This is a genomic window from Streptomyces sp. NPDC017991, from assembly GCF_044328075.1.
Lineage (GTDB): Bacteria > Actinomycetota > Actinomycetes > Streptomycetales > Streptomycetaceae > Streptomyces.
The window spans coordinates 41,040-66,748 of the sequence record NZ_JBIRGP010000004.1; the positions used below are offsets into that span (position 1 = coordinate 41,040).

General features: G+C 69.8%; 20 protein-coding genes and 4 tRNA genes. 13 read left to right on the plus strand and 11 right to left on the minus strand.

Translation table 11 applies throughout. The features are described 5' to 3' along the window. Nucleotides 1-94 precede the first annotated feature (94 nt). The 3 genes from hrpA to ACH4DZ_RS12875 all read left to right on the plus strand — a co-directional run bounded on the left by hrpA (nt 95) and on the right by ACH4DZ_RS12875 (nt 4,842). Nucleotides 95-4,105: an ATP-dependent RNA helicase HrpA gene (gene hrpA, locus ACH4DZ_RS12865; protein ID WP_398287123.1), complete on the plus strand. Its 4,011-nt coding sequence runs from the start codon at nt 95-97 to the stop codon at nt 4,103-4,105. 93 nt (nt 4,106-4,198) lie between these two features. Further along, nucleotides 4,199-4,273, plus strand: a tRNA-Asp gene (locus tag ACH4DZ_RS12870). Nucleotides 4,274-4,659: 386 nt separating this feature from the next. Then, on the plus strand, nt 4,660-4,842 hold the full coding sequence (locus tag ACH4DZ_RS12875) for a DUF6274 family protein (protein ID WP_398287124.1): 183 nt from the start codon (nt 4,660-4,662) through the stop codon (nt 4,840-4,842). A 540-nt stretch (nt 4,843-5,382) separates the two neighbouring features. Here ACH4DZ_RS12875 and bldC read toward each other — a convergent pair. Both bldC and ACH4DZ_RS12885 read right to left on the minus strand, forming a co-directional pair. After that, a complete protein-coding gene (bldC, locus tag ACH4DZ_RS12880) occupies nt 5,383-5,589 on the minus strand; it encodes a developmental transcriptional regulator BldC (RefSeq protein WP_003949541.1) in 207 nt (68 codons plus the stop codon). A 497-nt stretch (nt 5,590-6,086) separates the two neighbouring features. Beyond that, the gene (locus ACH4DZ_RS12885; RefSeq protein WP_398287125.1) at nt 6,087-6,953 is read right to left on the minus strand and encodes a hypothetical protein; all 867 of its coding nucleotides are present in this window, start codon (nt 6,951-6,953) and stop codon (nt 6,087-6,089) included. Between the two features lie 233 nt (nt 6,954-7,186). On the opposite strand from ACH4DZ_RS12885, the gene ACH4DZ_RS12890 reads away from it, so the two are divergent. After that, a complete protein-coding gene (locus tag ACH4DZ_RS12890) occupies nt 7,187-8,278 on the plus strand; it encodes a Leu/Phe/Val dehydrogenase (RefSeq protein WP_398287126.1) in 1,092 nt (363 codons plus the stop codon). 323 nt (nt 8,279-8,601) lie between these two features. Beyond that, complete coding sequence (locus ACH4DZ_RS12895; protein WP_107020614.1) at nt 8,602-8,853, plus strand: DUF3073 domain-containing protein; 252 nt, start codon at nt 8,602-8,604, stop codon at nt 8,851-8,853. Nucleotides 8,854-9,062: 209 nt separating this feature from the next. On the opposite strand, the gene purM is transcribed toward ACH4DZ_RS12895, so the two are convergent. From purM to purS, 7 genes are all read right to left on the minus strand, one after another. Next, nucleotides 9,063-10,133 carry a phosphoribosylformylglycinamidine cyclo-ligase gene (gene purM, locus ACH4DZ_RS12900; RefSeq protein WP_398287127.1) on the minus strand — a complete coding sequence of 357 codons (1,071 nt, stop codon included), beginning with the start codon at nt 10,131-10,133 and terminating at the stop codon, nt 9,063-9,065. 69 nt (nt 10,134-10,202) lie between these two features. Next, the gene (purF, locus tag ACH4DZ_RS12905) at nt 10,203-11,726 is read right to left on the minus strand and encodes an amidophosphoribosyltransferase (protein WP_398287128.1); all 1,524 of its coding nucleotides are present in this window, start codon (nt 11,724-11,726) and stop codon (nt 10,203-10,205) included. A gap of 83 nt (nt 11,727-11,809) precedes the next feature. After that, nucleotides 11,810-12,697, minus strand: coding sequence for an META domain-containing protein (locus ACH4DZ_RS12910; RefSeq protein ID WP_398287129.1), 888 nt, complete (start codon nt 12,695-12,697; stop codon nt 11,810-11,812). A gap of 86 nt (nt 12,698-12,783) precedes the next feature. Beyond that, a complete protein-coding gene (locus ACH4DZ_RS12915) occupies nt 12,784-13,581 on the minus strand; it encodes a sterol carrier family protein (RefSeq protein ID WP_398287130.1) in 798 nt (265 codons plus the stop codon). 551 nt (nt 13,582-14,132) lie between these two features. After that, nucleotides 14,133-16,445: a phosphoribosylformylglycinamidine synthase subunit PurL gene (gene purL, locus ACH4DZ_RS12920; protein ID WP_398287131.1), complete on the minus strand. Its 2,313-nt coding sequence runs from the start codon at nt 16,443-16,445 to the stop codon at nt 14,133-14,135. Next, the gene (gene purQ, locus ACH4DZ_RS12925) at nt 16,442-17,146 is read right to left on the minus strand and encodes a phosphoribosylformylglycinamidine synthase subunit PurQ (protein WP_398287132.1); all 705 of its coding nucleotides are present in this window, start codon (nt 17,144-17,146) and stop codon (nt 16,442-16,444) included. Before purQ ends, purL begins: the two co-directional genes overlap by 4 nt. Then, nucleotides 17,143-17,406: a phosphoribosylformylglycinamidine synthase subunit PurS gene (gene purS, locus ACH4DZ_RS12930; protein WP_055518089.1), complete on the minus strand. Its 264-nt coding sequence runs from the start codon at nt 17,404-17,406 to the stop codon at nt 17,143-17,145. Before purS ends, purQ begins: the two co-directional genes overlap by 4 nt. Nucleotides 17,407-17,765: 359 nt before the next feature. Between purS and ACH4DZ_RS12935 the strand changes: the two genes are divergently transcribed. From ACH4DZ_RS12935 to ACH4DZ_RS12970, 8 genes are all read left to right on the plus strand, one after another. Beyond that, on the plus strand, nt 17,766-18,083 hold the full coding sequence (locus ACH4DZ_RS12935) for an Lsr2 family protein (RefSeq protein ID WP_398287133.1): 318 nt from the start codon (nt 17,766-17,768) through the stop codon (nt 18,081-18,083). 562 nt (nt 18,084-18,645) lie between these two features. Next, a tRNA-Gly gene (locus ACH4DZ_RS12940) sits at nt 18,646-18,717 on the plus strand. 78 nt (nt 18,718-18,795) lie between these two features. After that, a tRNA-Gly gene (locus tag ACH4DZ_RS12945) sits at nt 18,796-18,868 on the plus strand. Between the two features lie 170 nt (nt 18,869-19,038). Beyond that, complete coding sequence (locus ACH4DZ_RS12950) at nt 19,039-20,070, plus strand: ABC transporter ATP-binding protein (protein WP_398287134.1); 1,032 nt, start codon at nt 19,039-19,041, stop codon at nt 20,068-20,070. Further along, on the plus strand, nt 20,067-20,873 hold the full coding sequence (locus tag ACH4DZ_RS12955) for an ABC transporter permease (RefSeq protein WP_398287135.1): 807 nt from the start codon (nt 20,067-20,069) through the stop codon (nt 20,871-20,873). Before ACH4DZ_RS12950 ends, ACH4DZ_RS12955 begins: the two co-directional genes overlap by 4 nt. Nucleotides 20,874-20,964: 91 nt before the next feature. Further along, the gene (locus ACH4DZ_RS12960) at nt 20,965-22,305 is read left to right on the plus strand and encodes a sensor histidine kinase (protein WP_398287136.1); all 1,341 of its coding nucleotides are present in this window, start codon (nt 20,965-20,967) and stop codon (nt 22,303-22,305) included. Continuing rightward, the gene (locus ACH4DZ_RS12965; RefSeq protein WP_384806555.1) at nt 22,302-22,922 is read left to right on the plus strand and encodes a response regulator; all 621 of its coding nucleotides are present in this window, start codon (nt 22,302-22,304) and stop codon (nt 22,920-22,922) included. Before ACH4DZ_RS12960 ends, ACH4DZ_RS12965 begins: the two co-directional genes overlap by 4 nt. Before the next feature lie 35 nt (nt 22,923-22,957). After that, nucleotides 22,958-23,030: transfer RNA gene (locus ACH4DZ_RS12970), tRNA-Gly, on the plus strand. Nucleotides 23,031-23,106: 76 nt separating this feature from the next. On the opposite strand, the gene ACH4DZ_RS12975 is transcribed toward ACH4DZ_RS12970, so the two are convergent. Together ACH4DZ_RS12975 and ACH4DZ_RS12980 are read right to left on the minus strand one after the other, a co-directional pair. Further along, on the minus strand, nt 23,107-24,006 hold the full coding sequence (locus ACH4DZ_RS12975; RefSeq protein ID WP_398287137.1) for a phosphoribosylaminoimidazolesuccinocarboxamide synthase: 900 nt from the start codon (nt 24,004-24,006) through the stop codon (nt 23,107-23,109). A gap of 94 nt (nt 24,007-24,100) precedes the next feature. After that, nucleotides 24,101-25,621 carry a N,N-dimethylformamidase beta subunit family domain-containing protein gene (locus ACH4DZ_RS12980; protein ID WP_398287139.1) on the minus strand — a complete coding sequence of 507 codons (1,521 nt, stop codon included), beginning with the start codon at nt 25,619-25,621 and terminating at the stop codon, nt 24,101-24,103. Nucleotides 25,622-25,709: the final 88 nt, after the last annotated feature.

Genomic DNA, 25,709 nt, shown 5'->3' on the forward strand with positions numbered 1-25,709 from the left:
ACGGGATATTTCTCCGCGACGGTCACCCGGTGAGGACCCCCCGACGCAAAAGCGTTCGCCCCACGTTTCCCCGAGGTGAGATCCTGGACCGCGTATGTCTACGCATCCTGCCCCCGCCCTCGGCGATCTCGCCTCCCGTCTGACCGAGCTGTCACTGCGCGACGCGCACCGGCTCGGGCGCAGGCTCGAAGGCGCGCGCCGGATCCGCAAGCCCGAGGCCCGCGCCGCCGTCACCGCCGAGATCGAGACGGAGGTGGCGAAGGCCGAGGTCCGTATGGCTGAGCGGCGTGGCCGCGTGCCCGCCGTCTCGTACCCCGAGCAGCTGCCCGTCAGCCAGAAGAAGGACGTGATCGCGGACGCCATCCGTGATCACCAGGTCGTCATCGTCGCGGGCGAGACCGGCTCCGGCAAGACGACCCAGATCCCCAAGATCTGTCTTGAGCTGGGCCGTGGCGTCCGCGGCATGATCGGGCACACCCAGCCCCGCCGCATCGCCGCCCGTACCGTCGCCGAGAGGGTCGCCGACGAGCTGGACACCCCGCTGGGCGAGGCCGTCGGCTGGAAGGTCCGCTTCACCGACCAGGTCAGCCCGGAGGCCACCTTCGTCAAGCTGATGACGGACGGCATCCTGCTCGCCGAGGTCCAGACGGACCGCGAGCTGCGCGCGTACGACACGATCATCATCGACGAGGCCCACGAGCGGTCCCTGAACATCGACTTCCTGCTCGGCTATCTGGCCCAGCTGCTCCCGAAGCGGCCGGACCTGAAGGTCGTCATCACCTCCGCGACCATCGACCCCGAGCGCTTCTCCAGACACTTCGGGGACGCGCCGATCGTCGAGGTCAGCGGACGCACGTACCCCGTCGAGGTGCGCTACCGCCCGCTCCTCGAAGAGGACGGCGACGACGCCGACCGCGACCAGATCACCGCGATCTGCGACGCCGTCGAGGAGCTGCAGGGCGAGGGGAAGGGCGACATCCTCGTCTTCCTCTCCGGGGAGCGGGAGATCCGGGACACGGCGGACGCGCTGGAGAAGAAGAAGTACAGATTCACCGAGGTACTCCCTCTCTACGCGCGCCTCTCGCACGCCGAGCAGCACCGCGTCTTCCAGCAACACACCGGGCGCAGGATCGTTCTGGCGACCAACGTCGCCGAGACCTCCCTCACCGTCCCGGGCATCAAGTACGTGATCGACCCGGGCAACGCCCGCATCTCCCGATACAGCCACCGCACGAAGGTCCAGCGCCTGCCCATCGAGGCGATCTCGCAGGCCAGCGCCAACCAGCGCAAGGGCCGCTGCGGCCGTACCAGCGACGGCATCTGCATCCGGCTGTACTCCGAGGACGACTTCCTCGCCCGCCCGGAGTTCACCGACGCCGAGATCCTCCGTACGAACCTGGCGTCCGTCATCCTCCAGATGACCGCGGCCGGGCTCGGCGAGATCGAGAAGTTCCCCTTCATCGACCCGCCGGACCACCGCAACATCCGCGACGGCGTCCAGCTCCTTCAAGAGCTCAACGCGCTCGACCCGACGGAGAAGGACCCGCGCAAGCGGCTCACGGACACCGGCCGCAAGCTCGCCCAGCTGCCCGTCGACCCCCGCCTGGCCCGGATGGTCCTGGAGGCCGACAGGAACGGCTGCGTCCGCGAGGTCATGGTGATCGCCGCCGCGCTCTCCATCCAGGACCCGCGCGAGCGGCCGGCCGAGAAGCAGACGCAGGCCGACCAGCAGCACGCCCGCTTCAAGGACGAGACCTCCGACTTCCTCGCGTACCTCAACCTCTGGCGGTACGTGCGCGAGCAGCAGAAGGAGCGCGGCTCCTCCTCCTTCCGTCGCATGTGCAAGCAGGAGTACCTGAACTTCCTGCGGATCCGCGAGTGGCAGGACATCTACTCGCAGCTGCGGACCGTCGCCAAGCAGATGGGCCTCCAGGTGGAGGAGCCCGCGGCGGGTGCCGACGTGCCCGAGCGGCAGGTCCACCTCTCCCTCCTGGCCGGCCTGCTCTCCCACATCGGCATGAAGGACGTGAAGGAGACCGGGAAGGAGGGCGGAAAGGACGGCGGGAAGGACGGCAGGAGCAGCGCGAAGAACGACTACGTGGGTGCCCGCAACGCCAAGTTCGCGATCTTCCCCGGCTCGGCCCTCTTCAAGAAGCCCCCGCGCTTCGTGATGTCCGCCGAACTCGTCGAGACGTCCCGGCTGTGGGCCCGCGTCAACGCGAGGATCGAGCCCGAGTGGATCGAACCGCTCGCGGAGCACCTGCTGAAGCGCACCTACAGCGAACCGCACTGGGAGAAGGACCAGGCGGCGGTGATGGCGTACGAGAAGGTCACGCTGTACGGGGTGCCGATCGTCGCCCAGCGGAAGGTCAACTACGGGCGCATCGACCCCGAGGTCAGCCGCGAGCTCTTCATCCGCAACGCGCTCGTCGAGGGCGACTGGCGTACGCACCACAAGTTCTTCTCCGACAACCGGCGGCTCCTCACCGAGGTCGAGGAGCTGGAGCACCGGGCTCGGCGCCGGGACATCCTGGTCGACGACGACACGCTCTTCGACTTCTACGAGGAACGGGTGCCCGCACACGTCGTGTCGGGCGCGCACTTCGACTCCTGGTGGAAGCACAAGCGCCACGAGGAGCCCGAACTCCTCGACTTCGAGCGGTCGATGCTCATCCGGGAGACGGCCGGGGCGGTCACCAAGGACGACTATCCGGACTCGTGGCGACAGGGGCGGCTGAAGTTCCCCGTCACGTACCAGTTCGAGCCGGGCGCCGACGCGGACGGTGTGACGGTCCACGTGCCGCTGCAGGTGCTGAACCAGGTCACGGACGAGGGCTTCGAGTGGCAGATCCCGGGACTGCGCGAGCAGGTCGTCACCGAGCTGATCCGTTCCCTCCCGAAGCCGATCCGCCGCAACTACGTGCCCGCGCCCAACTTCGCGCAGCGGTTCCTGGAGCGGGCGGTGCCCCTGCAGGAGCCCCTGACCGTGACGATGGCGCGCGAACTGAAGCGCATGGTCGGAGTGCCCCTCACCGCCGACGACTTCGACTGGTCCCGGCTCGACGACCACCTGAAGATCACCTTCCGGATCGTCGACGAGCGGCGCCGCAAGCTGGCCGAGGACAAGGACCTGGAGGCCCTGAAGATCCGTCTGAGGCCGAAGGCGCGCCAGGCGATCTCACAGGCCGCGGCGGCGACGGCCGAGCGACAGGGCGGGGAGTCCCTGGAACGCACGGGGCTGACGGACTGGACCATCGGCTCCCTCACCCGCCTCTTCGAGACGCGCCGCGCGGGCCAGCCGGTGAAGGCGTACCCGGCGCTGGTCGACGACGGGCCGGCGGCGAACACCGTCTCCGTACGCCTCTTCGACACCGAGGCCGAGCAGCAGCAGGCGATGTGGAAGGGCACGCGCCGGCTCATCCTGCGCAACATCCCGGTGAATCCGGCGAAGTTCGCGTCGGACAAACTCACGAACGCGCAGAAGATCGCCCTGTCCGCGAACCCGCACGGCTCGGTCCAGGCCCTGTTCGACGACTGCGCGACGGCCGCCGCCGACAAGCTGATCGGCGACTTCGGAGGCCCGGCGTGGGACGAGGAGTCGTACCGGAAGCTGTACGAGAAGGTGCGCGCGGAGATCGTCGACACGACGGTCCGCACGGTCGGCCAGGTCGAACAGGTGCTGGCCGCCTGGCAGGCCTGTGAACGCCGTCTGAAGGGCGTACGCAGCCCTGTGCTCCTCGCCAACCTGACGGACGTACGGACGCAGCTGGACGCCCTCGTGCGGCCCGGATTCGTCACGGCGACGGGTCTGCGGCGGCTGCCGGACCTGATGCGCTATCTGGTCGCCGCGGACCGCCGGCTGCAGCAGATGCCGACGAACGCGCAGCGGGACACCAGCCGGATGGAGAAGGTCCACGAGATGCAGGACGAGTACGCCTGGCTGCTGGAGCAGTTGCCGCAGGGCCGGCCCGTCCCCTCCTCCGTCCGGGACATCCGGTGGATGATCGAGGAGCTGCGCGTCAGTTACTTCGCGCACGCGCTGGGCACGGCGTATCCGGTCTCCGACAAGCGCATCGTGAAGGCGATCGACGCGGCCGCGCCGTAACGGCGTCCGCACACCGCGTGAGTTCGCTCGGGGGGCCACCCCTCCTGTACAGTCTTGTTTCGCAGCGCAACGCAAGATCGCACTGCGAAACAAGGTCCTGTGGAGCAGTTTGGAGTGCTCGCCACCCTGTCAAGGTGGAGGCCGCGGGTTCAAATCCCGTCAGGACCGCAGAAGAAGAAAAAGAAGGCCCCGCATCCGGCAACGGAAGCGGGGCCTTCTTACTGCGCCCACCCTTACAAGGGGCACGGGGAACAACACGACAAGCCCCCACCGGCCTCCCCTCTAGGGGCGCGGGGAACGACACGACAAGCCCCCACCGGCCCGCAGCCGACACTCCACGGCACCCCCCACCCCCCAGGGGCGCGGGGAACTGCGCAACACCCCCACCCCCACCGGCCGCCAGCCGACACCCCACAGCGCCCCGATCATCGCCACAGATCCCGACACCACCCCCACAGGCCCCATCAGGCCCTCCCGGCAACCACCCGCCCTTGACGCCGTCACATTCCCCAAGTACCTAGAAACCAGAGCCACAGACCCCACCGGAGGTGACCATGGCGGCGACCGCTCGGCATGAGACGGGAGCCCTGCTCCGTGCCCACCTGTCGGCCGCCTCCGGCCACCGGCACCGGACGGGGCACTGCCCGATCTGCCACCGCCTCCTGCGACTGGCCTCGGAGGCCGGCCCCGAGGACCTGGACGGCACCCCGGAGGACGACGACCCCTCCCCGGCGTGAGCGACCGCGTGAGCCACCGCATGAACGAGGGCCGCGCATCAACTACCCCTCACGCGGCCCCAGATGAACGAGTCCCCCATTAGCGCAGGTATGCCACGCGCAACAAGGACTCCGACATGTGACGGGTGTCACCGCATAAGTTTTCAAACCTGCGGATCTTACCCCCCACCTACAACTTGTCAATTTAATATGTGCAATTGCACTGAGCCCGAAAGGGACTCACAGCCGATCCGACAGCCTCACCCAGACTGCGACAAGGCCACTCACAGACCGACCTTGTAAGCGCGCACACCCCATGACCAGCGCACAAAAAAGATCGCGCTGGACCCGGCGGAGTCCAGCGCGATCTACGACGCACCCACAGTTCTTGTGGTTCTTGCTCGGGCGAGGACCCCGTTGGGGCGGGATCCGCGTCGCTTGGTACTTGGGTGGTGCTTGAGTGGTGCTTGGGTGACGCTGAAGCGGTACTTGCGTCAGGGCCCTACCGACAAGTTGGGGGACCTGCCGAAATACCCTGCTATGTGGCTATGCAGTTGTTGTTCAGGCTTCGCTGCGCTGCTGCGGGATGCCCGCGAGCAGTGCACGTACCTCTGCTTCGCGGTAACGGCGATGCCCGCCGAGCGTACGGATCGACGTGAGCTTGCCGGCCTTCGCCCACCGCGTGACCGTCTTCGGGTCCACGCGGAACATCGTGGCGACCTCAGCCGGGGTCAGCAGCGGCTCGGCATCAGGGGTGCGAGCGGTCATGAGCGGCCTCCTCGGGAGAACCGATCGTTCTCGGTTCTTTCCTCTAAATTCTGCACCTTGACCCGCGTTGCCCGAAATGGCGGATGCGGGTCGAGTCGGTTATAGGACGAACGGCTTGTCCTCGGCACTACAACTACACCATCCGTCCAGCCGCGTCGGCCAAACCGATGGAATTGCCCTCCCAGGTGTTCATCAGCGACGGAAGCCGATGGACCATGCCATAGCGGACAGTCACGACACTGTGACGATCAGTCACAGGACGATCAGGAGCCACGGGACCCCCCTGCAGCGCAATGCCGAGATTCCACCCAAACGTGGGCAGAAAGAGCCCTCCCCGGACTCCTTGTCCTATTTTGGCATGAGGAAGGCCGTTGGGCGCAAGGTCCGTGTTAGTGCTGTCCGTCACGCTTACCCCGTACGACCCGGATCGGGACTTACGTCCTGTCAGGCTCCGTGACGCACAGGAACCGGGGGCCCGAAGAGCCTCCGTGCGCCCCTCAGTTCGCCGAGCGCCGGTCCCGGACCGAACGCCACCGTTCCACGAGCCGACCGTATGCCTCCCCCGCGCCGGGCCCGTCGCCCGTGCGCAACGCCTCGATGCCCTCGGCGACATCGGCGGCGGAGTGGTCGCCGTCGAGCTCCCCCGCGGGCAGGACGTGGACGAGGCCGCCGTAGTCCAGCTCCACCAGGGAGCGCGGATGGAATTCCTCCAGCCAACGCCCCACGTCCACCAGGCCGTCGATGAGCGGCCCCTCGTCGAGGGTGTCCCGCAGCGTCCGCAGGGCCCGCGCCACCCGCCGCCGCGCCTGCACCATCGGCGTGCGGTAGCGGAGCACGGGCGCGTCCTGTTCGGCCCGCGAACCGCCCCCGGACCCGGCCCCCTTGTCGTACTCGCGCTCCTCGTCCGAGACGAGCACGAACCAGTGCAGCGGGACCTGCCAGGTCGAGGTGCGGATCCAGGGCCGGGCGTCGGGGTTGCGGGTCAGCCAGCGCTCGTAGTCCTGGGCCGCCTGACGGCGTACGAGCTCGGGCAGCGCCGCGTCCAGGACGGCGGCCGGCAACTCCTCCGCCAGGTCCCCCAGCGCCTCCCAGCCGCGCAGCCGGGTCCGCCAGGGGCACACGCACAGCACGCCGTCCACCTCCGCGACGAACGCGTCACCGCTCTCCTGCACCGGCACCGCGACCGGCGGCACGGGCAGCAGGTCGGCCAGCGAACGGCGCAGTTCGTCCTGGTACGAGGGACGCTCGGGCCGGCGCGCGTAGCGGGACCAGTGGCCGCGCTCCGGTTCCGGGAAGGCCGCGAGCGGTTCGTACACCCGGAGATAGGACGCGTACGGGACGATCAACGAGGACACCTTGGGCACGCTTGCTCCCTCCCCAGCCGACCCGGTGGAAAACCGCGCGGCCTGTGCGCGGGCACGCGGGAAACCCCTGCAAATCGTCCCACGCCCGCCCGTGACCGTACTCCGGGCGGGGGTGATCCTGACCACTGGGCCGATGGTGGTCCCGCGCAGGCTCTAATCTCGTGCCACACGGACCCCCGCCACCCGTACGAGGGCCGCCCCGACCCGCCGCTCTTTACCTGGGAGTCACCACCGTGACCGACGTAACCGGCAGCCCTGACGACGTACTGCACACCCTGTTCCGGTCGGATCAGGGCGGCCATGAGCAGGTCGTGCTCTGTCAGGACCGCGCCACCGGCCTCAAGGCCGTCATCGCCATCCACTCCACCGCCCTGGGCCCGGCCCTCGGCGGCACCCGCTTCTACCCGTACGAGAACGAGGCCGCCGCCGTCGCCGACGCGCTGAACCTCGCCCGCGGGATGTCGTACAAGAACGCCATGGCCGGGCTCGACCACGGCGGCGGCAAGGCCGTGATCATCGGTGACCCCGAGCAGATCAAGACCGAGGACCTGCTCCTCGCGTACGGCCGTTTCGTGGCCTCGCTCGGCGGGCGGTACGTGACCGCCTGCGACGTCGGCACCTACGTGGCCGACATGGACGTCGTGGCGCGCGAGTGCCGCTGGACCACCGGGCGCTCCCCCGAGAACGGCGGCGCGGGCGACTCGTCCGTCCTGACGGCCTTCGGGGTCTTCCAGGGCATGCGGGCCTCCGCGCAGCACCTGTGGGGCGATCCGTCGCTGCGCGACCGCACGGTCGGCGTCGCGGGCGTCGGCAAGGTCGGCCGCCACCTGGTGGAGCACCTGCTGGAGGACGGCGCCCGGGTCGTGATCGCGGACGTGCGCCAGGACTCCGTGGGCCGCATCGCCGACAAGCACCCCTCCGTGGAGGTCGCCGCGGACACCGAGCGGCTGATCCGGACCGAGGGGCTCGACATCTACGCCCCGTGCGCGCTCGGCGGCGCCCTGAACGACGACTCCGTGCCGGCGCTCACCGCGAAGATCGTCTGCGGCGCGGCCAACAACCAGCTGGAGCACCCGGGTGTGGAGAAGGACCTCTCCGACCGCGGGATCCTCTACGCGCCGGACTACGTGGTGAACGCGGGCGGTGTCATCCAGGTCGCCGACGAGCTCCACGGCTTCGACTTCGAGCGGTGCCGGACGAAGGCCGCGAAGATCTTCGACACCACGCTGGCCATATTCGCTCGTGCGAAGGAAGACGGTATTCCGCCGGCCGCCGCGGCCGACCGGATCGCCGAGCACCGCATGGCGGAGGCCCGTCGCCCCTGATGTTCGGCAGCCGTTCGGCCGCCGTTCGGAAGGCTGTGCGCACGGCTCCGCGGGGTCCCGTCGGCGGGTGCGGGAGAGAACTCTCACGTTCGTCGGCGGGTCGCTCGCCAAGAAGAGGTTAAAATCGCGGTTGACCAGCGAGGACGGGGCACCTCGCGGGTCCTGTGCACACGAGCTTCCTGCGGGCGACGTACCGTATGGGCGTGGGCTCAGGTACCGTGGAAGCCCTACGGACCGGTCTCTCCACGGAGAGCCCGTTCCAGATCATGAACGCGTGTCAAGACTCTGGGGCCGTCGAGCCCCGTATCCGAGGGGGTCGAGCCATGGGGCGCGGCCGGGCAAAGGCCAAGCAGACGAAGGTCGCCCGCCAGCTGAAGTACAGCAGCGGCGGGACTGATCTGTCGCGTCTGGCCAATGAGCTGGGCGCTTCGACTTCGCAACAGCCGCCGAATGGCGAGCCGTTCGAGGACGACGACGAGGAAGACGACCCGTACTCCCAGTACGCGGATCTCTACAACGACGACGAGGACGAGGACGATGAGTCCGGTCCTGCGTCGCAACGCCGCGGGGCTTGACGTACCAGCTGCGCTCGTCGTTCTAGCTGCGCTTCACCCGGTCCGGGGTTGGTTGCCGGACCGGGTTTTGTGCATGTCGCTCCGCGGGTTGGCTGGGAGTACTTGCTGTGGGCTGGTCGGCTGCAGGTTCGTCGTGGCTGGTCGCGCAGTTCCCCGCGCCCCTTGCGGGGCTGCCCTGAAGGGCGCCCCTGTGGGCGCCCCGTACGGGGCTACCTGGCCGCGTAGTCGCCGGTCAGTTCCGCGCCCGTCTTGTGGGTGCCTCTGTCCGTGATCTCGCCTGCCACCCAGGCTTCGACTCCTCGGTCCGCCAGGGTGGTGAGGGCCGCGTCCGCGGAGTCCTGGGGGACGATCGCGATCATGCCCACGCCCATGTTCAGCGTCTTTTCGAGTTCCAGGCGCTCGACCTGGCCGGTGGTGCCGACGAGGTCGAAGACCGGGGCCGGGGACCAGGTGGCGCGGTCGACCGTCGCGTGCAGGCCGTCCGGGATCACCCGGGCCAGGTTGGCCGCGAGGCCGCCGCCCGTGATGTGCGAGTACGCGTGCACGTCGGTCGTGCGGGTCAGCGCCAGACAGTCCAGCGAGTAGATCTTGGTGGGCTCCAGCAGTTCCTCGCCGAGGGTGCGGCCGAACTCCTCGACGTGCTGGTCGAGCTTCAGATTCCCGCGGTCGAACAGGACATGCCGGACAAGTGAGTACCCGTTCGAGTGAAGGCCGGAGGACGCCATGGCGATCACCGCGTCACCCGTACGGATACGATCCGCGCCCAGCAGCCGGTCGGCCTCCACGACACCCGTACCGGCGCCGGCGACGTCGAAGTCGTCCGGGCCGAGCAGACCGGGGTGTTCGGCCGTCTCGCCGCCCACCAGGGCGCAGCCCGCGAGGACACAGCCCTCGGCGATGCCCTTCACGATGGCCGCCACGCGCTCCGGGTGGACCTTGCCGACACAGATGTAGTCGGTCATGAAGAGCGGCTCGGCGCCGCACACCACGATGTCGTCCATGACCATCGCGACCAGGTCGTGGCCGATGGTGTCGTACACGCCGAGTTGCCGGGCGAGGTCGACCTTCGTGCCGACGCCGTCCGTGGCGGAGGCGAGCAGCGGGCGCTCGTACCGCTTGAGGGCGGAGGCGTCGAAGAGGCCGGCGAAGCCGCCGAGGCCACCGAGGACCTCGGGGCGCTGCGTCTTCTTCACCCACTCCTTCATCAGTTCGACGGCGCGGTCGCCCGCTTCGATGTCGACGCCCGCGGCTGCGTAGCTGGCACCAGTTGTCTCAGACATGACGGTGAGAACTTTCGTGTCGTACAGCGGTGTCGTACAGCGCTGTCGCTGCGATGTTGCTGCGAGGTCTTACGGGCGACGGATGGCGTCGGCCGCGGCCGACGCGGGGCCCGCGGCCAGCTCGGTCTCCAGGAGCTGCTTGCCGAGCAGCTCGGGGTCCGGGAGGTCCATCGGGTACTCGCCGTCGAAGCAGGCACGGCAGAGGTTCGGCTTGTCGATGGTGGTGGCCTCGATCATGCCGTCGATGGAGATGTACGAGAGGGAGTCGGCGCCCAGGGACGTGCCGATCTCCTCGATGGACATGCCGTTGGCGATCAGCTCCGCGCGGGTCGCGAAGTCGATGCCGAAGAAGCAGGGCCACTTCACGGGGGGCGAGGAGATCCGGATGTGGATCTCGGCCGCGCCCGCCTCGCGGAGCATCCGGACCAGGGCGCGCTGGGTGTTGCCGCGCACGATCGAGTCGTCGACGACGACCAGGCGCTTGCCCTTGATGACTTCCTTGAGGGGATTCAGCTTCAGCCTGATGCCCAGTTGGCGGATGGTCTGTGAAGGCTGGATGAAGGTCCGGCCGACGTACGCGTTCTTCACCAGACCGGCACCGAACGGGATGCCGGAGGCCTCCGCGTAACCGATCGCGGCGGGCGTGCCGGACTCCGGAGTCGCTATGACCAGATCGGCTTCCGCCGGAGCTTCCTTGGCGAGGCGGCGGCCCATCTCGACACGGGAGAGGTACACGTTCCGGCCGGCGATGTCGGTGTCCGGGCGGGCCAGGTACACGTACTCGAAGACACAGCCCTTGGGCTTCGCTTCCGCGAATCGGGAGGTTCGCAGTCCGTTCTCGTCGATGGCGACGAACTCGCCCGGCTCGATCTCGCGGACGTAGGCCGCGCCGCAGATGTCGAGGGCGGCGGACTCGGAGGCGACGACCCAGCCGCGCTCCAGACGGCCGAGGACCAGCGGGCGGATGCCCTGCGGGTCACGGGCGGCGTAGAGGGTGTGCTCGTCCATGAAGACGAGCGAGAAGGCGCCCTTGACCTGCGGGAGGATCTTCGCGGAGGCCTCTTCGACGGTCAGCGGCTTGCCGTCGTCGTCGACCTGGGCGGCCAGCAGGGCCGTCAGCAGGTCGGTGTCGTTGGTCGCCGCCACACGCGGGGTGCGGCCCTCCTGCTTGGGGAGGTCGGCGACCATTCCGGCCAGCTCGGCCGTGTTGACGAGGTTGCCGTTGTGGCCGAGCGCGATCGAGCCGTGCCCGGTGGCACGGAAGGTCGGCTGGGCGTTCTCCCAGGTGGAGGCACCGGTGGTCGAGTAGCGGGCGTGACCGACCGCGATATGACCGAGCAGGGAGCCGAGGGAGGCCTCGTCGAAGACCTGGGACACGAGCCCCATGTCCTTGAAGACGAGGATCTGAGAGCCGTTGCTGACCGCGATTCCCGCGGATTCCTGGCCTCGATGCTGGAGGGCGTAGAGCCCGAAGTAAGTGAGCTTGGCGACCTCTTCACCGGGAGCCCAGACTCCGAAGACGCCGCAAGCGTCCTGGGGTCCTTTCTCGCCGGGGAGCAGATCATGACTGAGTCGACCGTCACCACGTGGCACGCCACCGAGTGTAGGCGAGATCGACCACTGGTCCGAATTGGGGAAGCGCCCGAGCGGCGCGGTGAGACGCCGCCCGCCGGGGGTCACTTCGCGGCGACGGCTTCCAGGCCCGCGCCGTTTTCGCTGGTCAGCGTGAGTTTGCTGCCCTTCAGCTGGTACTTCACCGTGCCGCCGAAGAGCTTCAGGAGGGAGCGTTCGGTGTCCATGAGTGAGGCGGAGCACATCTTCCGGGTGGTGCCCGGCGCGCCCAGAGTGATAGTGCCGTCGCCGACCGTGGCCTTCGCGGTCACCTTGTTGCACCCGAGCTGTCCGGCGACCGTGCCCTTCTCGTCGAAGGTGAGATGGACCTTGTCCTTGGCCTCGGAGGCCAGGGCGACGGCGGAGCCGCCCTGGGCGTCGCCCTTCGCGTCGACCTTCACCGTGCCGGTGACGTTCCACTTCGTGCCGTGGAGATCGGCCTGCTTCTCGGCGGTCAGCTTCACGGTGTACCCGTCCTCGGTGGTGAGCGTCAGTTTGTCGCCGTTGACCTCGGCCTTGATCGTGCTGTCGGACATGACCTCGCCGAGTTTCGACTCGAAGCCCATCGTCCCGTCGGCCGTGCAGGCCATCTCGGTCTTGAAGGTGTCGTCGCCGATCGTGATCGTGTCGCCCTCGATCTCGGCGGTGGCCCCGAAGTGGTTGCAGCCGTAGTTGCCGCCCACCTTGCCGTCCTTGCCGAACTCGACGTGCGCGCCGGCCGGGGCGTTCTGCGTCTTCCCGTCGGCCGTCACGCTTTCGACGTTCCACTGCTTGCCGGTGAGTCCGGTGTCCTGCCGGGTCCCGACGGAACTGGCACCGGACTCCTTGCCGCCGCTGCCGCTGTCGCCGCTCTCCGTGCCGCAGGCGGCCGTGGCGAGGAGTCCGGTGACCGCCAGGGCGCTGAGGCCGACCCGCGGGCTGAGTGCGCTGAGGTTGCGTCGCTGCGTGTGCATGCCGCTTTGACGGGGCGGGTGGGGTGATTGGTTCCCTCACGGGGCAACGGCCGCGCATACGGGCGCGCTCGGTTCGGCCGTCGGGCTCAGCTCATGAGGGGGAGCAGTGCGCCCAGGTCGGCCCGTTCTCCGCTCGCGCGGACCCGCGCCTCGTCGAGGGCTGTCTTCCACCCCATCCGCCCCGTCGCGAGGCGGATCCAGGTGAGCGGGTCCGTCTCCACGACGTTGGGCGGGGTGCCGCGGGTGTGGCGCGGGCCCTCCACGCACTGCACGACGGCGTACGGGGGTACGCGCACCTCGGTGGAGGCGCCGGGCGCCTTCGCGGCGAGGGCGTCGGCGAGCAGACGGGTGCAGGTGGCGAGGGCCTGGCGGTCGTACGGGACGTCGAGCCCGGGGACTGCCGCGTTGAGGTCGTCGGTGTGGACGACCAGCTCCACCGTGCGGGTGACGAGGTGGTCGGCCAGAGTCATCGCTCCCACGCGGGTGCCCAGCAGGCGTCCGCCCGGGGCTTGTGGGAGGCGCTCGGTGAAGCGGGCTTCCGTGCGCTCGTACAGCGCGTCGAGGTCCGGTTCGGTGGCGGCGAGCGCGTGTACGTCCTCGTCGACCTCGGCCGCCCGGGGGGCCGTGGCGGACGGCCAGTCGAGCAGGGCGAGCGTGGGGGCGGGGGGCTCCGGTCCGTCCAGGCCCCGGTTCACGGCTTCCAGTGCCATGGCCAGGTGCGCGGCCAGCTCCCGCACGGTCCAGTCGCCGAGGCCGGCGGGTGAGGCGAGTTGGCCGGGGGTGAGGGTGCGGACGGCCGCCCGGACGTTCCCGAACTGCGCGAGGACCGCGGCGCGGGTCTTTGCCGGGTCGTAGGTACGGGGGCGCTTCTTGGCCGGGGGCATGGGGGGAGTTTAGGGGGGTGGATTTTCGTCTGCGGGCCGGTGGGGGCGGGCCGCGCAGTTCCCCGCGCCCCTTCGGCGGACGGGGCCCAGCTCAACTGGCTCGGCGGAGCCGGCGGTGAGCGGACGTACTTCGTCTGCGGGCCGGCGGGGGTTGATCGCGCAGTTCCCCGCGCCCCTTGGGCGGACGGGGCCCAGCTCAACTGGCTCGGCGGAACCGGCAGCGAGCGGACGTACTTCGTCTGCGGGCCGGCGGGGGCTGATCGCGCAGTTCCCCGCGCCCCTGGAGGCGAGCCGGGCTCGATCGAGTTCACAGCCTCGCGCTCGGCGGCGCCCCTTGGGGGGGCGGGGAACTGCGCGGCCAGCCCCTACTGGGCGGCAGACGGAAATCACCCCGCCGGCAGCGGCGGGGCTTCCGCTTTTTTGGGGCGCGGGGAACTGCGCGATCAGCCCCCACCGTGCGGCAGACAGAACACCACCCCGCCGGTGGGGGCGGGGGGGAGACGAGAGCCGGCCCCGCCGGTTTTCGGGCGGGGCCGGGTCGGGGGGACGGGTTACGCGAACAGCTTCGGGATCGTCTCCGTGTGGGCCGTGCGCAGGTCGGACAGCGGCAGCGTGAACTCGCCCTGGACCTCCACCGCGTCACCGTCGACGACACCGATACGCGCGGCCGGCAGCCCCCGCGCACCGCACATGTCGGTGAAGCGCAGTTCCTCGGAACGCGGGATCGCGACGACCGCGCGACCCGCGGACTCGGAGAACAGGAACGTGAACGCGTCGAGCCCGTCGGGTACGACGAGCCGCGCCCCCTTGTCACCGAGCAGCGCCGACTCGACCACGGCCTGGATCAGACCGCCGTCGGACAGGTCGTGCGCGGAGTCGATCATGCCGTCGCGGGAGGCGGAGATCAGGATCTCGCCGAGAAGGCGTTCCCGCTCCAGGTCCACGGCCGGAGGCAGCCCGCCCAGGTGGTCGTGGACGACCTGCGACCAGGCCGAACCCCCGAACTCCTCACGGGTGTCGCCGAGCAGGTAGAGGAGCTGGCCCTCTTCCCGGTAGGCGACCGGCGTACGCCGGGCCACGTCGTCGATGACGCCCAGGACCGCGACCACCGGAGTCGGGTGGATCGCCGCCTCGCCCGTCTGGTTGTAGAGCGAGACGTTGCCCCCGGTCACCGGCGTGCCCAACTGCAGGCAACCGTCGGCCAGTCCACGGATGGCCTCCGCGAACTGCCACATGACGGCCGGGTCCTCGGGCGAACCGAAGTTCAGGCAGTCGGAGACGGCGAGCGGCCTGGCACCGGTCGTTGCGACGTTCCGGTACGCCTCGGCCAGGGCGAGCTGCGCACCCGTGTACGGGTCCAGCTTCGCGAACCGGCCGTTGCCGTCCGTGGCGATGGCCACCCCGAGCCCGGACTCCTCGTCGATGCGGATCATGCCCGAGTCCTCGGGCTGCGCCAGCACCGTGTTGCCCTGCACGAAGTGGTCGTACTGGGAGGTGATCCAGGACTTGGAGGCCTGGTTCGGCGAGGCGACCAGCTGGAGGACCTGCTGCTTCAGTTCCTCCGAAGTGGCGGGCCTGGGCAGCTTGTTGGCGTCGTCCGCCTGCAGCGCGTCCTGCCAGTGCGGGCGGGCGTACGGGCGCTCGTAGACCGGGCCGTCGTGCGCGACCGTACGCGGGTCGACGTCGACGATCTTGCCGCCGTGCCAGAAGATCTCCAGGCGGTCGCCGTCGGTGACCTCACCGATCACCGTGGCGATGACGTCCCACTTGTCGCAGATCTCCAGGAAGCGGTCGACCTTCGACGGCTCGACGACCGCGCACATGCGTTCCTGCGACTCGCTCATGAGGATTTCCTCGGGAGACAGAGTCGAGTCGCGCAGGGGTACGTCGTCCAGCGTCACGCGCATGCCGCCGGAGCCGTTGGACGCCAACTCGCTGGTGGCGCACGACAGTCCGGCCGCTCCCAGGTCCTGGATGCCGACGACCAGCTTCTCGGCGAAGGCCTCCAGGGTGCACTCGATGAGGAGCTTCTCCTGGAAGGGGTCGCCGACCTGGACCGCGGGACGCTTGGACGGCTTCGCGTCGTCGAAGGTCTCACTCGCCAGGATGGAGGCGCCGCCGATGCCGTCGCCGCCCGTGCGGGCCCCGTACAGGATGACCTTGTTGCCCGTGCCCGACGCCTTCGCGAGGTGGATGTCCTCGTGCCGCATGACGCCGATGGCACCGGCGTTGACCAGCGGGTTGCCCTGGTAGCAGGCGTCGAAGACGACCTCGCCGCCGATGTTGGGCAGGCCCAGACAGTTGCCGTAGCCGCCGATGCCGGCGACGACACCGGGCAGTACGCGCTTGGTGTCCGGGTGGTCCGCGGCGCCGAAGCGCAGCGGGTCAACCACCGCCACCGGCCGCGCGCCCATCGCGATGATGTCGCGCACGATGCCGCCGACGCCGGTGGCCGCGCCCTGGTAGGGCTCGACGTACGAGGGGTGGTTGTGCGACTCGACCTTGAAGGTGACCGCGTAGCCCTGGCCGACGTCGACGACGCCCGCGTTCTCGCCGATGCCGACGAGCAGCGCGTCGGACCGGGGCGCCTTCTCGCCGAACTGGCGCAGGTGCACCTTCGAGGACTTGTAGCTGCAGTGCTCGGACCACATGACCGAGTACATGGCGAGCTCGGCACCGGTCGGGCGGCGGCCGAGGATCTCCACGACCCGCTCGTACTCGTCCTTCTTCAGGCCGAGTTCGGCCCAGGGCAGCTCGACGTCGGGGGTTCCGGCCGCGTGCTCGACCGTGTCCAGAATCCTGGGGGCGGCCCGAAGGGCCTCGGTCGAGGGCGGCGGTGGGAGACGGGAGGGCGTCCGGCTCATGCGTTGACCAGCTTCTTGAGGATCGAGGTGAAGAAGGGGAGGCCGTCGGTGCGGCCGGACCCGACGAGGGGCTCGACAGCGTGCTCCGGGTGCGGCATCAGACCGACGACGTTGCCCGCCTCGTTCGAGATGCCGGCGATGTCCCGCAGCGAGCCGTTGGGATTGCCGAAACCGTCGGCGAACTCGCCGCCGACCACGTAACGGAAGACGACGCGGCCCTCCGCCTCCAGCATGTCGAGGGTGCGCTCGTCGGCGACGTACCGCCCGTCCATGTTCTTCAGCGGGATGTGGATCTCCTGGCCGGACTCGTAGTCCGCGGTCCAGGCGGTTTCCGCGTTCTCCACCTTCAACTTCTGGTCACGGCAGATGAAGTGGAGGTGGTCGTTGCCGAGCATCCCGCCGGGAAGGAGATGGGCCTCGGTGAGGATCTGGAAGCCGTTGCAGATGCCGAGCACCGGCATTCCCGACTTCGCCTGCTCAATCACCGTCGCCATGACCGGCGAGAAGCGCGAGATCGCACCGGCGCGCAGATAGTCGCCGTACGAGAAACCACCCGGCAGGACAACGGCGTCGACCTGCTTGAGGTCCTTGTCCTTGTGCCAGAGGGCGACGGGTTCGGCGCCGGCGAGCCTGATCGCACGCTGCGTGTCCCGGTCGTCGAGGCTTCCCGGGAAAGTGACGACGCCAATACGAGCGGTCACTTTCCGGCCTCCGCGACTTCCTCGACCTTGACGGTGAAGTCCTCGATCACGGTGTTGGCGAGGAAGGATTCGGCGAGTTCGTGGATGCGGGCGAGCGCGGTGTCGTCCACCGGTCCGTCCACTTCCAGTTCGAATCGCTTTCCCTGACGGACGTCGGAGATGCCTTCGAAACCGAGGCGCGGCAGTGCACGCTGCACCGCCTGGCCCTGGGGGTCGAGGATCTCCGGCTTGAGCATGACGTCGACTACGACGCGTGCCACTGGCACTCCCGGTGTGTGGTGCTGAGCAGGTTCCTTCAGACTACCCGTACAAAATTTCTACGCGGGTAGATTCGTAGGAATCTACGTGACCGTCATCACGATTGCGCATCGAGAACCTATCGCCGGGCTGCCTTCACGAAAAATCCTGGGAAAGATCCGGATCGAGACCGGGCCCCCTATTGCCTGGGGACACGCCAAGAGATTTAGTCGAGCTTCACATTGGATTGCCGGGCACTGTACAAATGAATTGGCAATAGCCGATACTTTGCCCAATCACCCATAAAAGCAGTCGGACAGTCGGCATCTCGGCACGTCATCGCACGTCGTCGGATAGGTGCCGCACGAAGGGACCGATATTCGTGGCGCAGCGTGTCGTAGTCACTCTCTCCGACGACATCGACGGCTCGGAAGCGGCGGAAACGATCGCCTTCGGTCTGGACGGCAAGTCGTACGAGATCGACCTGAATCCGGCCAATGCAGAGCAGTTGCGCACGGCGCTGGAGCCGTACGTGGAGGCCGGGCGCAAGCGGTCGCGCTCCGGGAAGGCGTACCGGCAGACCGCCGTGGCGCCCGATCCGGCGGCCGTTCGCGCGTGGGCGCAGTCCAACAAGCTGGAGGTGCCTGCGCGGGGGCGGATTCCCAAGCGGGTGTATGAGGCGTTCACCGCTGCGCAGTAGTGACCGGTGCCCGGCGGGCGGCTTCGGGTTCTTGGGCGGTGGTGGGTGGTGGGGTGGTGCGGGGAGCTCGGCCGCTCGGGGGTCGGGCTCCTGGGCCGGGCCTTGCGCCGGGCCCTGCGTCGGCCCCTGCGGGGGCTGCTGGGGGGCGGGGTCGGGGGTTGTGCGTCGGGTGCGGCGGGGTGGGGGCTTGTCGCGCCGTTCCCCGCGCCCCTTGGTTCGTCGGGTGCGGGTGCGTGGGGGCTTGTCGCGCAGTTCCCCGCGCCCCTGGAGGGGCGGGGGCTGAGTGCGCCGTTCGGCCTCGCCCCTTGGTTCGTCGGGTGCAGGTGCGTGGGGGCTTGGCGCGCAGTTCCCCGCGCCCCTTGGGGGGCGGGGGCTGAGTGTGCCGTTCGCCGCGCCCCTTGGGGGGGGGCGGGGCGGCCCCTGTAGGGGGTGTGTGCGGGGGGCGTGGTTCGGGGTTCATTCGGGCCTGGGGGTAGTCGACTTGCGTTGTACCCCTGGCGATCGGCTAGAGTCTGGAGCACGCCGAGGGGCAAGGCCGAAAGGCCCGGCTCACCGGAGTCACGCGGGTGTAGTTCAGTAGCAGAACATCCCCCTTCCAGGGGGAAGGCGCAGTGTGCAATTCCTGTCACCCGCTCTGCATCGCCGGTCTGATCGTCTTTCGATCGGGTAGGCTGATGCTCGCGCCGATCGGTGAAAGCCGGTCGGAGGCAATGCGGACGTAGCTCAGTTGGTAGAGCGCAACCTTGCCAAGGTTGAGGTCGCCAGTTCGAACCTGGTCGTCCGCTCAGCGTAAGAAGCAGTGAGTAAAGGCCCTGGTCATATGACCGGGGTCTTTCTCGTGCGCGCGTCCGTCACCCCGCATCCGTCACACCGTTCCCCGCCGTCTGACATTTGTCATGTGCAGCGGTGACAGCGTGCACTGCCGAGCCCCGGCGTCGCCCGAGACGCTTGAGTCATGAATACGAATGAGCCCGTGATCGAGGTCACTGATCTCCGACGCGTCTACGGGGGAGGGTTCGAGGCGGTCCGAGGGGTCTCCTTCGAAGTCGCCCGGGGCGAACTCTTCGCACTGCTCGGCACCAACGGCGCGGGCAAGACCTCCACCGTCGAACTCATCGAGGGCCTCGCCCGCCCGGCCGGCGGCCAGGTGCGCGTCCTCGGCCACGACCCGTACACCGAACGTTCCGCCGTCCGCCCGCGCATCGGTCTCATGCTCCAGGAGGGCGGCTTCCCCTCCGAACTGACCGTCTCGGAGACCGTACGGATGTGGGCCGGCTGCACGAGCGGAGCCCGCCCCGAGAGCGAGGCGCTGTCCCTGGTCGGCCTCACCCGCCGGGCCGGCGTACGCGTGAAGCAGCTGTCCGGTGGGGAGAAGCGGCGCCTGGACCTGGCACTCGCGCTCCTCGGACGGCCCGAGGTGCTCTTCCTGGACGAGCCGACGACCGGTCTCGACGCCGAAGGACGCCAGGAGACCTGGGAGTTGGTGCGCGAACTGCGCGCGCAGGGCACCACCGTGCTGCTCACCACCCACTACCTGGAGGAGGCGGAAGGGCTCGCGGACCGGCTCGCGATCCTGCACGCCGGGCGGATAGCGGTCTCCGGCACCCCGGCCGAGGTGACCGCCTCCCAGCCGTCGCGGATCTCCTTCGAACTGCCCGGCGGCTACTTCCCCGGCGATCTGCCGCCGCTCGACTCCCTCGGCGTCACCGGGCACGAGGTCGTCGGACGCGTACTCCGGCTGCGTACGAACGAGCTGCAGCGGGCCGCCACCGGGCTGCTGATGTGGGCCGAGCGGGCCGGTGTCGAGCTGCGGGGGCTCGACATCCGGTCGGGGTCCCTGGAGGAGGCGTTCCTGCGCATCGCGCGGCACGTCTCGGAACAGGAGGCCCAGGCGGAACAGGCGGAACAGGCAGGGCAGGCAGGGCAGGCAGGGCAGGCAGGGCAGGCAGGGCAGTCTCAGCACTCCGAGAAGGAGCATGTGGCATGAGCGCGGACACCGTGACCAGGACCGCACCCCCGGCGTCGACCGTGACCGCGGTCGGCCGCATGACCTCCCTCGCCCGCGCCGAACTCACCCTCCTGGCGCGCAGCAGGGCCACCTTCTTCGCGGCCGTCTTCGTGCCGCTGGTCCTGCCGCTCAGCCTTCGCTCGACGGTCGAGGACATGGACCTGAAGGGGTCCGGTCTCTCGGTCGGCTCGGTCATCCTGCCCGCCGCCGTCGGCTTCTCCCTGCTCTTCGCCGTCTACAGCTCGCTGGTGAGCGTCTACGCCGCCCGCCGCGAGGAACTCGTCCTCAAGCGGCTGCGTACCGGGGAGCTGCGGGACGCCGAGATCCTCGCGGGTGCCGCCGTCCCGTCGGTCCTCATCGGCCTGGTGCAGAGCCTGGTGCTGACGGCCGCGTGCGCGGCGCTCATGGACGTGGGAACGCCCGAGGCGCCCCTCCTCTCAGTCGTGGGACTGCTGCTGGGGCTCATGATGTGGCCGGCGCTCGCGGCGGTGACCGCGAGTTTCAGCAGGAGCGTGGAGGGCGCCCAGGTCGCGGCGATGCCGCTGCTGCTCGTGTCGATGATGGGCTCCGGCACCGTCGTGCCCTTCGAGGTCATGCCGGACCGGCTCGCCACCTTCTGCGAACTGCTGCCGCTGTCCCCGGTGATCACCCTCATCCGCGGCGGCTGGGCGGGGAACCTCTCCACGTACGAGGCCCTGGGCGCGCTCGCTACGGCGCTGGCCTGGACCGTGCTCGCGGTGTTTGCTGTACACAAGTGGTTCCGCTGGGAACCGAGGCGCTGACCCCGGCCCGCGCAGTGCACAAGAGCGGGAGCGGCGAAGGAGACGCAGACAGGGACGGGGACGGTCGGTCATGGGAATCGGGAGTTCGGGAATGCGCAGGCCGGGTCTCTGGTGGCGCGGGAAGAGCACGCCGGCGAAGGTCGAGACGTACACCCGCTGGTCCTTCCACTTCTTTCCGCTGGTGGAGTTCACCGCCATCGGGCTTCCGGTCTTCGGGCAGGTGGGGGCCGGGCTCGCCGTCTGGCTGGTCCTGCCGCTGTGCGCCCACGCCGTGCTGTGCGCGGTGACCGCGTCCAAGTCGCTCGACTGGACGCGGGGCACCCGTGAACAGCCCGTACGCCTGCTCGTCGTACTCGGCGCGGTCTCCGCGCTGCTGGGGACCGCCGCGATCGGCCTCGTGAAGCACGGGCCGGGCGGCGAGGACATGGCGTCGGCGGCGGTCCCGCTCTGCGTGGGCGTGCTGGTCTTCGGCACCGGCACCATCGCGCTCGGCGTCCGCGGCCGGCAGCGCGTCCTGGGCATCGTGGCCGGCTCCGCCGTGTACGCCGGAGTCATGGCGTTCGCGCTGGGCCTCGACGGACGTGCCGCGCTGGGCACGGCGTTCGCGGTACTGCTCGGCGGCGGTGGCCTCACCTTCACCTCCGTCTTCTCCGTCTGGCTGCTCGACGCCGTGTACGAGCTGGACGCGGCCCGCGAGACCCGGACCCGCCTCGCGGTCGCCGAGGAGCGGCTCCGCTTCGGACGCGATCTGCACGACGTGATGGGCCGCAACCTCGCGGTGATCGCCCTGAAGAGCGAACTCGCCGTCCAGCTCTCCCGTCGCGAGCGCCCCGAGGCCGTGGACCAGATGATCGAGGTGCAGCGGATCGCCCGCGAGTCGCAGCGCGAGGTCCGCGAGGTCGTACGGGGCTACCGCGAGGCCGACCTCGGCGCCGAACTCTCCGGCGCGCAGGGCGTGTTGGCCGCGGCCGGGGTCGACTGCTCGGTGACCGGCTCCGCGACCGGGCTGCCGCCGGCCGTCCAGTCGGCACTCGGCTGGGTCGTACGGGAGGCCACCACGAACGTACTGCGGCACGGCGACGCCCGGCGGTGCCGCGTGACGCTGTCACCGGCGGGGAACCACGTGGTCCTCACGGTCGAGAACGACGGGGTGGAGCGGGCCGCCGGACAGGGAGCGACCGGCGGGCCGGGTACGCCCGGCGGAAGGTCCGGCGGGGGATCCGGTCTCGCCGGGCTGCGGGAGCGGCTGGCCGCGGTGGCCGGGACGCTGCAGGCGGGACCCGTCGACGGCGGCCTCTTCCGGGTCGTGGCCGAGGTGCCCCTGCCGCCCGCCTCCTCGTCGGCTTCCCCGGCGGGTTCCTCGTCCGGTTCCTCGTCCGGTTCCTCGTCGGACACCGTCGCGCGCTCAGTGAGTGAAGAGGTCACGCCATGACATCCGTACGACCCATCCGGCTGCTGCTCGCCGACGACGAGCACCTCATCCGGGGGGCGCTCGCCGCGCTGCTGGGTCTTGAGGACGATCTGCTCGTGGTGGCGGAGGCGGCCGGCGGTCCCGAGGCGCTGGCGATGGCGCGGGCGCACGAACCCGATGTGGCCGTCCTGGATCTGCAGATGCCCGGGGCCGACGGTGTGAGGGTGGCCACATCGCTGCGGACCGAGCTGCCCGCCTGCCGCGTGCTCATCGTGACGAGCCATGGGCGCCCCGGACATCTCAAGCGGGCGCTGACGGCGGGTGTGCGCGGTTTCGTCCCGAAGACCGTGAGCGCGCAACGGCTCGCGGAGATCATCCGTACCGTCCACGCGGGAAACCGTTATGTCGACCCCGAGTTGGCCGCCGACGCGATCTCCGCCGGGGATTCGCCGCTCACCGCGCGCGAGGCCGAGGTGCTGGAGCTGGCCTCCGACGGAGCGCCCGTCGCCGAGATCGCGGAGCGGGCCGCGCTGTCGCAGGGGACCGTACGCAACTATCTGTCGTCGGCCGTGTCCAAGCTCGGAGCGGAGAACCGTCACTCGGCGGTGCGTCTCGCGCGCGAGCGAGGTTGGGTATAGTTGCTCTCGCGCCACGGTGAAAGCCACGGCGCGGCGCGGACGTAGCTCAGTTGGTAGAGCGCAACCTTGCCAAGGTTGAGGTCGCCAGTTCGAACCTGGTCGTCCGCTCAGCGCAGGAAGAACGCAAGAACCCCCGGTCGTCGGCCGGGGGTTCTTGCGTTGGCCGCGGGGGCCACGGGGTCGCTCAGGCCCAGGGCGTGCCCGTCAGACGCTCGTACGCCTCCACGTACTTGGCGCGGGTCGCGTCCACGACCTGCTGGGGCAGGGCCGGCGGCGGCTGCTCGCTCTTCCGGTCCCAGCCGGAGTCGGCGGAGGTCAGCCAGTCGCGTACGTACTGCTTGTCGAACGAGGGCTGTGCGCGGCCCGGCTCCCACTGGTCGGCGGGCCAGAAGCGGGACGAGTCCGGGGTCAGCACCTCGTCGGCGAGGACCAGCGTCTCGCCGTCGAAGCCGAACTCGAACTTCGTGTCCGCGAGGAGAATGCCGCGCTCGCGCGCGATGTCACGGCCGCGGCCGTAGACGGCGAGCGTCGCCTGCCGCAGCTGGGCCGCGGTCTCCGCGCCGACCTGCCGGGCGACCTCCTCGTACGAGACGTTCTCGTCGTGCTCGCCGACCGCGGCCTTGGTCGCCGGGGTGAAGATCGGGGCGGGCAGCTCCGAGCCGTCGGTCAGCCCGTGCGGGAGCGCGAGGCCGCAGACGGTACGGGTCTCGTTGTACTCGGCGAGACCGGAGCCGGTGAGATAGCCGCGGGCGACGCACTCGACCGGGACCATCCGCAGCGACTTGCAGACCAGGGTGCGGCCCTGCCACTCGGCGGGGGCGCCGGGCGGCGGTTCGGTGCCCAGGACGTGGTTCGGCAGCAGGTCGGCGAGCTGGTCGAACCACCAGAGCGAGAGCCGCGTCAGGACGCGGCCCTTGTCGGGGATCTCCGTGGGCAGCACCCAGTCGAACGCGGACATGCGGTCGCTGGCGACCATCACGAGGTCGCCCGCCTCGTTCTGGTACAGGTCGCGCACCTTGCCGGTGTGCAGGTGCACCAGACCCGGAACCTCAAGAGGCTCGGGCTTTTCGACGAATCCGGACACGGTTCCTCCGCGGGGTTCTGACTGTATGGCTCGATTCTCCCGTACGGGAGGCCCGGCCTCGGCCAGGGGGCTGTGCGGACGTGGGCCGGTGGCCTCAGTCACGTTTGCAGATGCGGTCCAGGAGGTTGGCCGTGGCCCGCTGGACACGGGCGTCGGTGTGGCCCGGCCGGTCCAGGGCCGGGGACCAGGCGAAGGTGCCCGCCGCGAAGACGAGGGCACCCGAGTGCGCGCGGTACAGCGATGTCTCCTGGTGGCGGATCGTCCCCTCCGTGTCCCGGTAGGGGGAGTGCGAGAGGAGGATGCGGCCCTGGTGTTCGGGGAGCGCGACACGGGGGAAGTAGCGGTCGGCCTCCCCCGCGACCATGCCCTCCAGCTCGTCGCCCTCGTGGGCTCCGGTCGCCTCCCACAGCCAGTGGTCGGCGTTGCGGACGACGAGTGGGTGGGCCTCGGGGACCCGCCCCGCGTACTGGATTCCGAGTACTTCCTGCTCCGGGCGGTCGATCTCCCGCCACAGCGCGGGTCTGCCGGGTCCCCGGCGTTTCAAGCAGGTGAGCAGGCGGTCGGGGGTACCGGACGCGGAGGGCGCCAGATCCACCTGCCAGTACATGGTGTTGGCGGAGAGGAAGACGAGCGAGGTGCCCTGCTCGCGGGCGACGTCCACGGTACGGCGCATGGTCGTCGACCAGTACTCGTCGTGCCCCGGGAAGACCAGGCCGCGGTAGCGCGTGGGGTCGATACGGCCGGCGTGCAGGTCGCGGGCGTCGGCGTACGCGAGGTCGTAGCCGTAGCGCTCGGCCCAGCGGATGAAGTCGTAGGCGTGGCCCACGTGCAGGGGCAGGCCCGCGCCCGCGTACGGACGGTCGAAGGAGACCGTCGTCGCGGCGTCGGCCTCGCCGAGCAGCCGGCCGTCGTCGTCCCACGCGTGGTAGAGACTCGCGCCCGTACGCCCGTCCTCCGGGTAGAGGTTGTACGCCTGCCAGGTGATGTCCGGCAGGACGAGCAGCAGGTCGGCGGGGTGGTCGTCGCGGACCGTGAACGGGATGTGGGAGCGGTGCCCGTCGTCGGTGGTGAGGACGGCGACGTACGCGCCGATGCTCCAGTACGACGGGATCTGCAGCCGCCAGGAGAGCCACCAGTGGTGGCAGGAGACCGTGCGGTCCGCGGTGAGCGGGGGCGGCTGGACGATCCCGGAGAGGCGCGGGCTGGTGGTGATCTTGCTGGCGCCGTCGCCGCCGTAGTGGCCGATGCGGTAGATGTCCACGCCGAACTGCTGGGGCGGATCCACCGTGATGTGGAAGTCGACGGCCTCGCCGGGGGCGACCGCGCCGGTGGAGGCGAACCCCTTGATCTGCCGGTGGACGTCGTCGGCCGAGCGGGGGTCCCCGGCGGTCGCGCGCGGGGTGGGGACTCGCGGGCCGGGGCTTCGGTAGCGGTCGTGCGCGGTGGTCGCACCGGGGGGTGGGGCGTGGTCGACGTACCAGGGGACGACGTGGCCCGTGTCGTCGAAGTAGTTCTCACTGCCGCGCAGCCAGGGGACGGGGCCCTGTCCGAATGGGTCCGTGACGGCGTGCGCCAGCGCTCCCGACTCCCATCGGCGGATCTGCTCGGTCCCCATGTGACGTTCCCTCCCTCGTACGTCCTTGCCCATGTGTGCCCCCGCGCGGCCCATGTGTGCCCCCGCACGCGGGTGGGCACCGGTGGGC